We start from the raw sequence: 12,064 nt of genomic DNA, 5'->3' as shown, positions 1-12,064 counted from the left end.
TACCACTGCACGGGCGTGCCCGACGCGGGCCGAAGGGGTGTGGATCAGTCCGGGATTCGCTGCGATTCGGGCAGCAGACGCTGCACGTCACGGAAGTAGTCGGCGCGACGCAGCTCGCCGGCCGCTGCCTCGTCGACGATGATCGTCGCGTTCGGGTGCATCTGCAGGAGGGTGGCCGGGCAGTGCGCCCCCAACGGCCCCTCACAGGCGGCGGCAATGGCCGCAGCCTTCTGCTCTCCCAGGGCCACCAGGACAACCTTGCGGGCCTCCATGATGGTGCCCAGGCCCTGCGAGACCGCATGGGTGGGCACATCGGCCGGATCGCTGAAGTAGCGGGCATTGGCCTCGCGGGTCTCCCGGGTCAGGCAGATCTGGCGGGTGCGGCTGACCAAGGAGCTGCCGGGCTCGTTGAATCCGATGTGGCCGTTGTTGCCGATGCCGAGGATCTGCACGTCGATGCCCCCAGCGCCCTGAATGGCCTCGTCGTACTCCTTGGCGCCGGCTGCGATGTCATTGGCCATGCCGTCCGGAGTGCGGACATTGGCCGGATCGAAGCCGAGCGGCTCGGTGACGGTGGTGCGGATGGTGTCCGCATAGCTCAGCGGGTTGTCGGCCGGGATGCCGACGTACTCGTCGAGGGCAAAGGCGCGGGCCTTCGAGAAGTCCAGGCTGCCCTCCTTGACGCGACGGGCCAGATCCTCGTAGGTCGACAGCGGGGAGCTGCCGGTGGCAACGCCGAGCACGGGCTCGTCGATGCCGCGGATGGCGTGGGCGATGTGGGCGGCAGCGATGCGGCCCGCTTCCTGCTCGTCAGAGGCAATGATTACGTCCATGGGCCGACTCTAGGCTCACCTCGGCAACTTTCCGACCCGACAGACCGAAGGCGGCACGGGCAGACCGGATCGCGTTCGGAAGACTGCCGGGCAGGCCAACTAGACTGGCTGGCATGGCTGACTGGACGGACGGAGCGGAGTACGCGCCCACACAGCGACCCGACGCCTTCGTCACCCCACGCGCGGCCGGCCTCGCCGCCCCCGAGGAGCCCCCTCACCTGGCCGAGGGGCGCCCTGCCCGAGCCCCGGCCGCCTATGAGGCGCCCAGCACGGTGGCGCTGGACGATCTGGTCCCGGCCACCGGCCCGCAACGCGACCCCCAGCAGCCCTTCCCCACCACGAGCGCGACGGACTCCGCCTGGGGCGCGGCGCATGCGGCCGAGTGGCACCCGAGCATGCCGTTGGCCGACGCTCCCGCGGTGCAGCCGCCAGCGCCTCAGGTGCCCAATGCCTTCCCGCCACCCCAGGGAGCGCCGGCCTTCCCTCCCCCCAGTTCCCCTGCGCCGCCCAGCGGCTCCCCTGCGCCGCTGCCGCCTGAAGCACTGCAGCAGCTGCCGCCACCGACGGGGGCGCCGGTCCCGCTGCCGCCGCCGGCCGCTGGTGGCGCCCCGCCCGCGCCCCAGGTTCAGCCTGTGCCCCAGGTTCAGCCCGTGCCGCAGGCACCCCAGGTTCAGCCTGTGCCGCAGGGTCAGCCTGCACAGCCCTCCATGGGGCGCCCGGTCAATCCCTTCGACCCGTCACACTTCGCTCCCGGCCCGGCACCCCAGAACCAGGCACCCCAGGGGCAGCAGCCTCCCACCAGCGCGCAGCCCGGCCAGTGGCCCGCCCCGCAGCAGCTCCAGCCCCACCAGCACATGCAGTGGCCCCCGCCGCAGGATGGCGGGCCCGCGCCGCAGGACGGGCGCAACCTGGTGCCCACCCAGATCACTCCCGCGGTGGTGCTCAGCCAGACCGGCGGCATCATGCTCGCGGTGCTGGCCTTCGGCGCCCTGGTGCCCACCTTCAGCTACATCATGCTCTTCGTCGCCTCCCTGCTCAGCCGTCGCAGCCGCGCAGGGCAGGCGATCACCCAGCCCCTCTACTCGCTGGTGACCTGGGCCATCCTGATCTTCTGGATGTTCTCCGTGCTGGGCGGTTCCGGCTGGGAGACGCTCAACATGCTGGCCCGCATCGCCTGCGCGGTGATGATCCCCGTCTCGCTCGGCGCGACAGTCCATGACCTGCGGCAGCGGATGGGCCGGTGAACACACCCCGATCCGTCGCCGACGTCATCCGCGCGATGGACGCGGCGCAACTGGCCCGTCTGGTGCGGTTGCGTCCCGATCTGGCACTGCCACGGCCCGCCGACCTGTCCGAACTGGTCGAGCGAGCCACTGGGCAGACCTCCACACAGCTGACCCTCGATTCCCTCGATGCCTGGCAACGGCGGGTTGCCCTGGCGCTGGCCGCCTCCCCCGACAGCATCAGCACCCGTCACCTGGCGGCACTGATGGCCGCCGACCGCAGCTCGGTCTCCAGCGCCGTCGAGGCCCTGTCGCAGCGGGCCCTGGTCTGGGGCACCGACCGCGGCTGGCACCTGACCCGGGCCGCCCGCGCCGCCTTCGGAAATCACCCAGCCGGCCTGGCCGGTGAGTCCACCATGCCTCTGACCGATACCCAGATCGACGACGCCCTGGCCCAAGTGGGTGAGGACGGACGCCAGGTGCTGGAACGCCTGCTGTGGGACAACCCCACCGGCCGGGTGGCGCAGGCCGACCGTCGCGCCTCGGCCACCTCCGAGCGCCCCGTGGACCGTCTGCTCTTCCACCGCCTGGTGCGTCCCGTCGACTCGGACACCATCGTCCTGCCACGTGAGGTGGCGCTCAGGCTGCGGGGCGGCCGGCTCTTCCGCGACGAGGTCAGCCCCGTGGTTCCCGCCTGGCCCGCCCCATCCGATCCGGGGGTCGGCAACAAGGCCGGCCTGGGCAGCGCTTTCGAACTCGTGGCCAGCGCCGAGGTGGTCCTCGACGAACTGGGCCGGATGCAGCCCCGGCCGTTGGCAACGGGCGCGTTGGCCAAACGTGACCTTGCCGCACTGGCCAGACTCGCCGGCGGCACCGAGCGGACCCTGACCATCCTGCTGGCCGCCGAACGCGCCGGGCTGATCGCGGGCAATGCCACCGCCTGGCTGCCCACCACGCACTTCGACGAGTGGCTCGCCGCCGACGGCTGGCACCGCTGGACCACCCTGCGGGACGCCTGGGTGGCCATGGACTCCTTGGTGGACACCGCCGCCCCCGCCCTGGCGCCTGGCAACACCGTCTCCTGGGCTGGCCGTCTCCGTCGGATGGCCGTGGCCCAGCTGGCATCGACGAGCCCCGGCACCCCCGTGACCTCCGAACTCCTGGCCGCACGATTGACCTGGCTGCATCCGAGCTGGGCGAAGCTGGACCTGCCGGTCCTCTGCGAGCACTTCCTCACGGAGTTCGGCTGGTTCGGGCTCGTGGCCCTGGGCCGCAGCACCATGCTCACCGAGGCCGTCGAGGACCCCGGTTTCCCCCAACCCGTCAGCGAATTCCTGCTGCAGTCCGACCTCACCGCCGTCACACCGGCACCGCTGACGGCCGACGCCTCGGCCGTGATGAACCTGCTGGCAGACCGCGAGTCCAGCGGCGGTGCAGGGGTGCACCGGTTCACCGCCGACGGCATCCGCCGCGGCCTGGACGCCGGCTGGAGTGCCGAGCGGATCCGAATCTGGATCACCGAGCACTCCGCCACCCCGGTGCCGCAGGCTCTCGACTACCTGGTGGACGACGTGGCGCGCAAGCACGGCCAGGTGCAGGTGGCGGCGGTGGCAAGCGTCGCCACCGTCGACGATCCGGTGATCCTCGATGCGGTCATGACCCATCCCGATGGCCGTCCGCTGGGGCTGCGGCGGCTGGCGCCCACGGTGCTGGTCTCGGAGGCCGAACCCGCCGAGCTGGTCGACTTCCTGCGTCGCCTGGGTCTGGCCCCGGTGGCGCAGGACGCCAGCGGGGCCCGCTTCACGACGCCACCGTCGCGACGGGCGCGGGCCACCCTGCGCCCCTTCCCCACCCAGCAAGCACCGGTGGACGCCGAGGCAGTGGTGGCGGAGCTGCTGGCCCGCGACGAGAGCCGTCGGCACGCACTGGCCTCCGGCGTGCTGCTCAAGGAGCTGGAGCAGTCCATCGGCAAGCCCGGCTGGTGGCAACTGGACTATGTCGGCAATGACGGCAGCCCCCGGACCGCTGAGGTCCGGGTGCTCGCCCTGGCCGCCGGGTCAGCCCGCCTGATGAAGAAGGCGGAGGGCCCGTTCACCCTGCCCGTCAGCCGCATGGTGGGGCTGCGCAAGCTCTGACGCCTGCCCCCCACAGGCGTGGGGTGCCTACGCCTGTCCTCCGAAGAGGCTGGTCACCGAGCCGTCCTCGAAGACCTCGTGGATGGCCTTCGCGATCAGCGGCGCGATCGACAGCACGGTGAGCTTCTCGAGGTCCTTGCAGATCTCGGGCAGCGGCAGCGTGTTGGTGACGATCACCTCGCTGAAGGCGCTCTGCTCCAGCCGCTCACGAGCAGGTCCGCTGAGGACGGGGTGGGTCGTCGCGGCGATGACCTGCTTGGCCCCGTGCTCGATGAGCGCGTCGGCGGCCTGGCAGATGGTTCCGGCCGTGTCGATCATGTCGTCCACCAGCAGGCACACCTTGCCCTGCACATCGCCAACCACCTCGTGCACCTTCACCTGGTTGGCGACGTTCACGTCATGGCGCTTGTGGATGATGGCCAGCGGGGAACCGAGACGATCGGTCCACATGTCGGCCAGCCGGACCCGCCCAGCGTCGGGCGAAACGACGACCATCTCGGAGGTGTCGTACTTCTCCAGGACGTACTCGGCCAAGGCGGGCAGGGCCCACAGGTGGTCCACCGGACCGTCGAAGAAGCCCTGGATCTGCGAGGCGTGCAGGTCGACGCTCATGATCCGGTCGGCACCCGCGGCCTTGTACAGATCTGCCATCAGGCGGGCGGAGATGGGCTCGCGGCCCAGGTGCTTCTTGTCCTGACGGGCATAGGGGTAGAAGGGCGCCACGACCGTGATCCGCTTCGCCGAGGCGCGCTTGAGCGCGTCCACCATGATGAGCTGCTCCATCATCCACTGATTGACGGGCGCGCAGTGGCTCTGGATCACGAAGGCGTCGGCGCCACGCACCGATTCCTCGAAGCGGACATAGGTCTCGGAATTGGCGTAGTCGATGGCTCGGGTGGGAACCAGGTCGACGCCCATCAGCTCTGCGATCTCGTCGGCGAGCGCAGGATGCGCGCGCCCCGAGAAGAGCATCAGGTGCTTGTCATTGGGGCGCTTGACGCCACTCACTTGTACTCCTCCGGCTTGACCTTGGCCATCTTTTCCCGCGAGGCGGCGACGTCCGGGTGCACCTCACCGGGGCACTTGGACGCCGACTGGGCAGCCTTCGAGTTGGGGCGCTTGTTGTTGACCCAACCCTCCTTGACGGCCTGGCGACCACGGGCGACGGCGAGCCCACCGGCAGGCACGTCCTCCACGACGGCCGAGCCGGCCGCCACGAAGGCACCGTCGGCGATGTCGACGGGTGCCACCAGCACCGAGTTGGACCCGATGAAGACATTGTCACCCAGGTGGGTGACGGACTTGTTGGTGCCGTCGTAGTTGGCGAAGATCGTGCCCGCGCCCACGTTGACTCCCTCACCGATGCGGGCGTCACCGCAGTAGGTCAGGTGCGGCACCTTGGAGCCGTCGCCGATCTGGGCATTCTTGGTCTCCACGAAGGCGCCGATCTTGCCCTTGGCCCCGAGCTCGGTGCCGGGTCGCAGGAAGCTGAAGGGACCCACCGTCGCGCCGGCGCCGATCACGCTGAAGGAACCGTGGGTGCGCACCACCTGGGCGTCCTCGCCCACCTCGACGCTGGTCAGCGTGGTGTCGGGACCGATCACCGCTCCGGTGGCCACGCTGGTGGCGCCCTCCAGGTGGGTACCGGCGAGCAGGGTCACGTCCTGGGCGAGGTCCACGTCGGCGTGGATCCAGGTGGAGCTGGGGTCCTGGACGGTGACGCCGTTCTTCATCCACTTCTCGACGATGCGGCGGTTCATCTCCGCATTCATCCGGGCCAGCTGCACGCGGTCGTTGACGCCCTCGGTCTGCCACAGGTCGTCGATCATGTGGGCGCCGACGCGCTCCTGGTTGGCGCGGGCGGTGCCGATGACGTCGGTCAGGTAGAGCTCGCCCTGGGCATTGTCGGTCTTGAGGTGCTTGAGGCCCTCGTAGAGGGTCTCGGCATTGAAGATGTAGATGCCCGAGTTGATCTCCGTGACGGCCTGCTCCTCGGGGGAGGCGTCCTTCTGCTCGACGATCCGGGCGATCTGGTCGCCATGTCCGGCGGAGCCGGCGCCGAAGTCATCGCGAATGATGCGGCCGTAGCCAAAGGGATCGGGCACATTGGCGGTCAGCACCGTGATGTGGTTCTTCTGCGCGCGGTGCTCCTTCACGAGCTCCACGAGGGTCTCGCCGGTGAGCATCGGGACGTCGCCATAGGTGACCAGGATCTCACCGCGCAGCTCGCCCAGGCCCTGCAGGCCGCACTGGACGGCATGTCCGGTGCCGTTCTGCTCCTCCTGGACGGCCGTGATGACATTCGGGGCAATCTCGGACAGGTGAGCCAACACCTGCTCGCGCCTGTGGCCCACGACCACCACGAGGTGCTCGGGCTCCACCTCCTCGGCCGCGTTGACCGCGTAGCTCAGCATGGAACGCCCAGCCACCTCATGCAGCAACTTGGACTTGTTCGACTTCATCCGGGTGCCACCACCGGCGGCGAGGACCACCACCGCTGAGACCTGCTGGGCGCCGTCCTGCTCCTGCTCGTTCGTGCTCACGTGGGCTCCTTAAGTCACTGCTCGTCCAGACATGAACTGTCCGCTCCCCGGGTGAGAGTCGAACTCACGTCGCTAGTCCTGATTCAAAGTCCCACCGGGAAGGGTTCTGAGGATGTTTCTCATGCACTCTACCGCCTGGAATTGGTCGTCTGGTGCACTCCAGTGATGTGACGTTCACTCTCGGTGAGCGCCGTTTGTGCCCAAGGTTGTGCCCAGGCCTCAGCTCTCCCTACCGGCGCCCGGCGGGGCGGGCAACGGCCTCTCGGCCAGCCAGATGAACCCCGCCGGATCATGGGCAAACGTCACGCTTCGAGAGGCCAGCTCCCCGGGTTTCGCGTCGAACGATCGCAACACCTCGGGTAGTGGGTTGCGCTCCTCCGTGAGCATTTGGGTGATGCCCACCAGATAGCGGCCAGTGTCGTTCGTGATCGGCCCAAGGACCGCATTGTCCGCCTCGGCGCGGACCCGCCAGGACGATGCGGCCCACTCCTCCGGGGTCGCCAAGAACAGGTCCAGGCAGGCGAACACGCCAGGTCTCGGGGGAGGCGGCATCCGGGCCGCCATGTCAACCGGCCCAATGGGCTTGTGCGCCGGCGGGACCGGCGCGCCCTCGGTGAACATGTCGAACGGAACCGCGATGCGCAGCAGACGCACCAGCTCATCGGGCGTGCGCTCACCGTCAAACCAAATGGGGTCCAGATTGACCCCCTCCCCCATGGCCTGGCCGTCCCTTCTCGCCTGGCGGGTGGCGCCGTCCAAGTCGAACTTGAAACCCCAGCCCGGGTGCCCCTCCCTCCGTCCGTGAAAGCTCAGCTTGAACTCATCGACGAACCGGCAACGGGTCTTGACGTAGAAGTCCCCCTTCTGGCCCCAGATGCGCCATTGGTGCCCCAGCTTCCACGGCTCATCTTTCGGGCCCACGGTGAAGACCAAGGGCCCGCGCCCTGGCGTCGCGCTCGTCATGACGTCATCGAACCGCGCCCCGGCTCTCCCGGCAAGCTGCCCCACGTGCACATGCCATCTCTATTGCCTCCAGCTGGCCCCTGACCAGAATCTTCCACTCGCAATAGGTCCGTCGGTGGGCGTCGCGCACACCCGCTGGGGTCTCGTCGTAGGCGGCACCCGACGAGATCCGCAGCGGGGGACGTAGGCGGTAGTCCAGCCAGGCGTCTGCCTCGCGCTGGTGGACCAGGCACAGGCTCACGAGGCCCCACGCTCGGCCGCGTACTTGAGGATGCTCCGCACCTTGGCTTCGGTCCATCGGCCCTTGTGGCTCACCGTCGGGACGCCCGCGGTCTGGAGCTCGTCGACCATCTCCCCGAACGTCCGACCCTCGTCGTCCCGCAGCACCTGGAGGTACTGGACCAGGGCAGGCGATGCCTTGCGCCGGGACGTCGAGGCCAGCGGATGGGAGGGGTCGGGCGGCGGCGCCGGTGCCTCCGTAGGCGTCGCCGTCGTCGAGGCCTCGCCAGGGCCAGGGCTGGCGGCAACGCTGGGCGGCCGTCCAGGTGACCGACGCGGGCCCCTCCACCGTCCGCCCCAGACTCCCCACCGTTCCGGCGCGGCCGTCGCGTAGGCACCGCACTGGACCAGGGCCGGGCAGCCAGCGCACAGCCGCTCAGCGGTGGCCACCTGTGCGGGATCCAGCGCGTCGGCGGTCCAGCCGTCGGGGTTAGCCAGGCACGGCACCCGCTCCCCGACCTGGAGCGCATCGCCCAGGGTGAGGACCAGGGAGCGATAGGCCGCGCGTGCCTCCGTGGGGAGCGCCAGCTGGGGCGGCTGCCCCTTCCCGCGGGCCGTGCTCATGCCCGACCCCCGGACCCCTGGCCCAGACCCTGAGCCTGGCCCCGGCGGGGGTCGTCGTGGGCCCCTGGCACGCCCACGATGGGCCCACCACCCGGCAGACCCCGGGGCGATGCCTTGGCCGCCTTGGACAGCAGCCACGGCGACGGCGCCCCGGTGCTGGAGAGGCCCACCGCCCGCCGGCCGTTGGCCGTCGTCGTCGGCAAGGTGGCGGCCAGGCCAGCCGCCAGGGCACGGGTCCGGTCGGCAGGCAGCCGACGCCCAGCCGGGCGCGAGATCCCGCCCCCGGCGCCGCTGGTACCGGCCAGATCAACGCACACCATCCCGACGGCGGTGACGATGTCGTCATGGTGGCCCAGGGGGTTCGACAGCTTCACCACGCCCGGGGCGGTCTCCACCAGGCGCGTGGTGGCGAACTGCTCCCGGGTGGTGGGATCGTCCGGGAGGGACAGGGCCCGGTCACGCAGCGCGTTGAACACCGACCGGGGCCAGCCGGTTGGCCCCGGCGCTGGAGAACACATACTCGACGACGGACAGGCCCTGGCGGGCCAGGTTCTGGCTCAGCTGCTCAGCCTGCATCCGGTCGAACCGCAGACGCGAGACGTGGTACTCACGACACAGGGCCAAGGCGGTGGCCTCCACCTCGTCGAGGTCGACGCGGCCGCCCTCGGTGCGGGCCGGGTCCCAACTGGTCACGCGGTCGATCACGACGACGCGACCGGCAGGGGTGGTCTCCTGGTGGCCGATGACCAGGGCCGTGAGGTCACGGCGGGTGCCCACGTCCAGGGCGGCCACGTACTGCAGGCCGGCACGGGGCGGCAGAACGCGAGAGCCCGCGCGGATCGCGGCCGTGATGTCCTCCTCGGTGGTGAGTGCGTCGTCGGACTCAGCCCAGCGGCATTCGATCAGCCTGGCCCATTCGCTGGGGGTGAGGCTCGCCCTGGTGGCGGCGACGTCCTCGGCGGTCCACCACGGGGAGGGGCCAGGGCGCACGACGGTTCGCCAGTGCTCCGGGCTGGCCTCGGCCAGGTCCCACAGCTCACGGCCCAGGCCAACCGGGGCGCCGGCCGTGCCGATCATGACCAGGCGACCGCCGGGCACCTTCGCCACCGCGGACAGGATCGCGCTGGACAGGCGGCGATGGTTGGCCGTCGAGGGCCACAGGGAGAACTCATCCATGACCTGGAACCACGGCCGCGCACCGAACGCGGACGCGCCGTCGGAGGTCTCGACGGTGATCGTGGCGCCGGTCTGGCGATGGGTGAAGACGCGCGCCCCGACGTCCACCAGACCCTCGAGCTGGGCACGCTGCACGAACCCGGCCAGCGCGTCAGCGAAGAGCGCCGCCTGGTCAGCGTCCGCAGCATAGATCAGCATGCGCGCCCGGGGCGGCGCCTCCGTCAACAGCAGGGCCAGCAGCAGCGCCGCCACATCGCTGGTCTTCGACATGCCACGGCCACGCAGGATCGCGTGACGACGCGGGCCCGACGGGGCCAGGATCGCCTCAGCGTCGTCGAGCTGGAAGCCATGGGCGCGGTCACCCCACGGCGTGCCATCCTCCAGAGGCAGGGTGAGCAGCACGGCCAGGGGATCGCCCAGGCTGGTGGTGCTGGTGCTCGTCGTCGTGGTCATCGCGGGCCCTCCTCGGTGGTGGCGTCGTCGGCCTGGCGCAGCTCGGTGGCCTGGTCCTGGTCCTGGTGGTCGGCAATGGCAGCGAGCTGGCCCAGGGAATTGACCTGGTGCGGGTCCTGGTCACGCTCAGCCGCCGGGGTCGGCGGGGTCACGCCAGGCGCCAGCTCGCGCCCTTCCGTCGAGGTGGTGGCCGCGCTCTCGGCTGCCAGCGCGGCGCGTCGCTGCTCCAAGATCGCGCGTCCATGTGCAGTCATCTCGGCCAGGTTCACCGTCGTGAGCGACGCACTGGCCCGGTCCCGGGCCAGCTTCGCCTCAGCCACGGGGTCCAGGCCCAGGCGGTCCCTGGCCGCGGCGGCGGCCTTCTCCAGGCTGGTGGCCAGCGCGGCGAAGCTCCGGGGGTCACCGTTGCCGTCCAACAGGCCGCCCGCGTTGGCTTCGTACTCGCGCACCAGCTGGCACCTGGCCTCGGCCGTGGCCCAGGCCTGCACGGCCTCGGGATACCTGGCCAGGTCGGGACGCTCAGCCAACAGGCCCTCGGCCAGGGTGGCGGCCCGGGCGGCATAGATGGTGGGTGACTTGGCGCCGTGCGTGGTGACGCGCGGGTCCTCCGGCTCACCGGTGCGGAACTGCTCCTGGCCCTTGGCCGGGATGCCGGACGCCGGGCCCTGGCCGGGGCGGGCGGGCAGGCGCTCGGTGAGCGGTGATCCGTCGCGGCGGGTGAGCTGGCGCCCGGTCTCGGGATCCCAGGTGCGCAGGTCCTGGCGCTTGTGCTTGCGGCCGGGCATCAGCGCACCTCCACCGTGATGATGCCCAGGGAGTCGGCCAGGGCACTGGTCAGCTCGGCCAGGCTGCCCAGGTGGGCCCAGGGCTCCAGGTTGGGTGCGGCTCCCCGGTCTGCCAGCTCGGCCCAGGGGGTGATCCCCTCCAGGGCCACCTCCCCGACGGGATAGCGGCTGCCCAGCCGACAGGCCTGGACCAAGGCCAGCTCCGTGGCAGACGGGCCCACCGCGCCGTCAAGCTGCACGGCCTGGTGGCAGGCATCGCACACATGGCCCACCGTGCGGCCCAGCGCCAGCGGGTGCCAGTGCTTGGCAGCAGCCTCACGGGCGCCGCCTTCCTGGAGCACCTGGAGCGCGGCCAGCTCCAGCGCGGCACGGCCGCACATCAGGCAGCCACCAGGCACGGCGTGGGCGCCCACCGCGCCACCCATCTCGGCACGGCGCACGGCCTCGGCCGTCGGGGCGGGCGGGGCGATGCGCTCCGGCGGGAGCGTCGCCGCGTGGCGCTCGGCCACCAGGGTGGCGAACCGCTCACGCAGCGTGGAGCGCGCCTTGGCCGGCACGTGGGACCATGGCTCGGCCGCGCACTGGCCCATCTTGCCCCGGTCCAGCGCAGCGACCCAGCGCCAGACACTGACCCAGCCGAACAGCCGGATCAGGGTGGAGAACTCGGCATCGTCGATCGTCGCGGCGGGCAGCGGGCGCCCCAGGATCTCGTGGGCAGCGACGACGGCCAGGGCACGCGGCAGCACGCCACCAGGGCCAAAGGCTGCCGACGCGGCAGGATGCTGGCGCACCAGGTCCCTGGCCCGGTCCTCCAGGACGGCGCACCGGGTGCAGACACCCAGGCCCAAGCTCGGGCCCTGGTAGTAGTGATCGGCCAGGACCGTGCCGGGCAGCTGCACGGTCTCGGCCAGCGTGGTGCCAGCGGCTTGACCGCAGCTCCGGCACGCGAGGTGCTCGGGGGCCAGGGGCACCAGGGTGGCCGTCGGCCTGGTGGTGGTGGCGGTCTGGTGGCGGGGGTCGGGCGCGCCCTGGTGCTCGGCCAGGGTCTCAGCCTCGGCCAGGGTCTCGGTGGGGGTGGTGGTGGTTTCGGTCATGGTGGATCTCCCTTTC

Annotated in this window: 11 protein-coding genes; 2 read left to right on the top strand and 9 right to left on the bottom strand. The window is 70.9% G+C overall.

The features are described 5' to 3' along the window. Positions 1 to 44: 44 nt before the first annotated feature. A complete protein-coding gene (gene nagB / locus ACTQ49_RS11785; RefSeq protein WP_441828033.1) occupies positions 45 to 833 on the bottom strand; it encodes a glucosamine-6-phosphate deaminase in 789 nt (262 codons plus the stop codon). Positions 834 to 946: 113 nt separating this feature from the next. Between nagB and ACTQ49_RS11780 the strand changes: the two genes are divergently transcribed. After that, a complete protein-coding gene (locus ACTQ49_RS11780; RefSeq protein WP_441828032.1) occupies positions 947 to 2,077 on the top strand; it encodes a hypothetical protein in 1,131 nt (376 codons plus the stop codon). Beyond that, positions 2,074 to 4,191: a helicase-associated domain-containing protein gene (locus tag ACTQ49_RS11775; RefSeq protein WP_441828031.1), complete on the top strand. Its 2,118-nt coding sequence runs from the start codon at positions 2,074 to 2,076 to the stop codon at positions 4,189 to 4,191. Before ACTQ49_RS11780 ends, ACTQ49_RS11775 begins: the two co-directional genes overlap by 4 nt. A 27-nt stretch (positions 4,192 to 4,218) precedes the next feature. On the opposite strand, the gene ACTQ49_RS11770 is transcribed toward ACTQ49_RS11775, so the two are convergent. The 8 genes from ACTQ49_RS11770 to ACTQ49_RS11735 form a co-directional block, all read right to left on the bottom strand. Beyond that, positions 4,219 to 5,199, bottom strand: a complete 981-nt coding sequence (locus ACTQ49_RS11770; RefSeq protein WP_441828030.1) for a ribose-phosphate diphosphokinase — start codon at positions 5,197 to 5,199, stop codon at positions 4,219 to 4,221. Beyond that, on the bottom strand, positions 5,196 to 6,734 hold the full coding sequence (glmU, locus tag ACTQ49_RS11765; protein ID WP_441828029.1) for a bifunctional UDP-N-acetylglucosamine diphosphorylase/glucosamine-1-phosphate N-acetyltransferase GlmU: 1,539 nt from the start codon (positions 6,732 to 6,734) through the stop codon (positions 5,196 to 5,198). The genes ACTQ49_RS11770 and glmU overlap by 4 nt, the downstream gene beginning before the upstream one ends. Before the next feature lie 219 nt (positions 6,735 to 6,953). Next, on the bottom strand, positions 6,954 to 7,697 hold the full coding sequence (locus ACTQ49_RS11760) for a hypothetical protein (RefSeq protein ID WP_441828028.1): 744 nt from the start codon (positions 7,695 to 7,697) through the stop codon (positions 6,954 to 6,956). Positions 7,698 to 7,934: 237 nt separating this feature from the next. Further along, a complete protein-coding gene (locus ACTQ49_RS11755; protein WP_441828027.1) occupies positions 7,935 to 8,540 on the bottom strand; it encodes a WhiB family transcriptional regulator in 606 nt (201 codons plus the stop codon). Beyond that, entirely contained in the window at positions 8,537 to 9,016 is a 480-nt protein-coding gene (locus tag ACTQ49_RS11750) for a hypothetical protein (protein ID WP_441828026.1), read from the bottom strand. Before ACTQ49_RS11750 ends, ACTQ49_RS11755 begins: the two co-directional genes overlap by 4 nt. Further along, positions 8,997 to 10,169 (bottom strand): hypothetical protein, encoded by a 1,173-nt coding sequence (locus tag ACTQ49_RS11745; protein WP_441828025.1) that lies wholly within the window; start codon positions 10,167 to 10,169, stop codon positions 8,997 to 8,999. The genes ACTQ49_RS11750 and ACTQ49_RS11745 overlap by 20 nt, the downstream gene beginning before the upstream one ends. Then, complete coding sequence (locus tag ACTQ49_RS11740) at positions 10,166 to 10,954, bottom strand: hypothetical protein (RefSeq protein WP_441828024.1); 789 nt, start codon at positions 10,952 to 10,954, stop codon at positions 10,166 to 10,168. Before ACTQ49_RS11740 ends, ACTQ49_RS11745 begins: the two co-directional genes overlap by 4 nt. Beyond that, positions 10,954 to 12,048, bottom strand: coding sequence for a hypothetical protein (locus ACTQ49_RS11735; RefSeq protein WP_441828023.1), 1,095 nt, complete (start codon positions 12,046 to 12,048; stop codon positions 10,954 to 10,956). The genes ACTQ49_RS11740 and ACTQ49_RS11735 overlap by 1 nt, the downstream gene beginning before the upstream one ends. Positions 12,049 to 12,064: the final 16 nt, after the last annotated feature.

It is taken from the genome of Luteococcus sp. Sow4_B9, assembly GCF_052116585.1.
Classification (GTDB): domain Bacteria; phylum Actinomycetota; class Actinomycetes; order Propionibacteriales; family Propionibacteriaceae; genus Luteococcus.
Note: the sequence above shows the minus strand (reverse complement) of the source record. Positions and strands in the feature narration are given on the sequence as shown.

What these genes read in the sequence shown, in the direction of transcription:
- ACTQ49_RS11760 (WP_441828028.1), bottom strand. Translation starts at nt 7,697, where the DNA reads ATGACGAGCGCGACGCCAGGGCGCGGGCCCTTGGTCTTCACCGTGGGC.
- ACTQ49_RS11780 (WP_441828032.1), top strand. Translation starts at nt 947, where the DNA reads ATGGCTGACTGGACGGACGGAGCGGAGTACGCGCCCACACAGCGACCC.
- ACTQ49_RS11740 (WP_441828024.1), bottom strand. Translation starts at nt 10,954, where the DNA reads ATGCCCGGCCGCAAGCACAAGCGCCAGGACCTGCGCACCTGGGATCCC.
- ACTQ49_RS11735 (WP_441828023.1), bottom strand. Translation starts at nt 12,048, where the DNA reads ATGACCGAAACCACCACCACCCCCACCGAGACCCTGGCCGAGGCTGAG.
- ACTQ49_RS11745 (WP_441828025.1), bottom strand. Translation starts at nt 10,169, where the DNA reads ATGACCACGACGACGAGCACCAGCACCACCAGCCTGGGCGATCCCCTG.
- ACTQ49_RS11755 (WP_441828027.1), bottom strand. Translation starts at nt 8,540, where the DNA reads ATGAGCACGGCCCGCGGGAAGGGGCAGCCGCCCCAGCTGGCGCTCCCC.
- nagB (WP_441828033.1), bottom strand. Translation starts at nt 833, where the DNA reads ATGGACGTAATCATTGCCTCTGACGAGCAGGAAGCGGGCCGCATCGCT.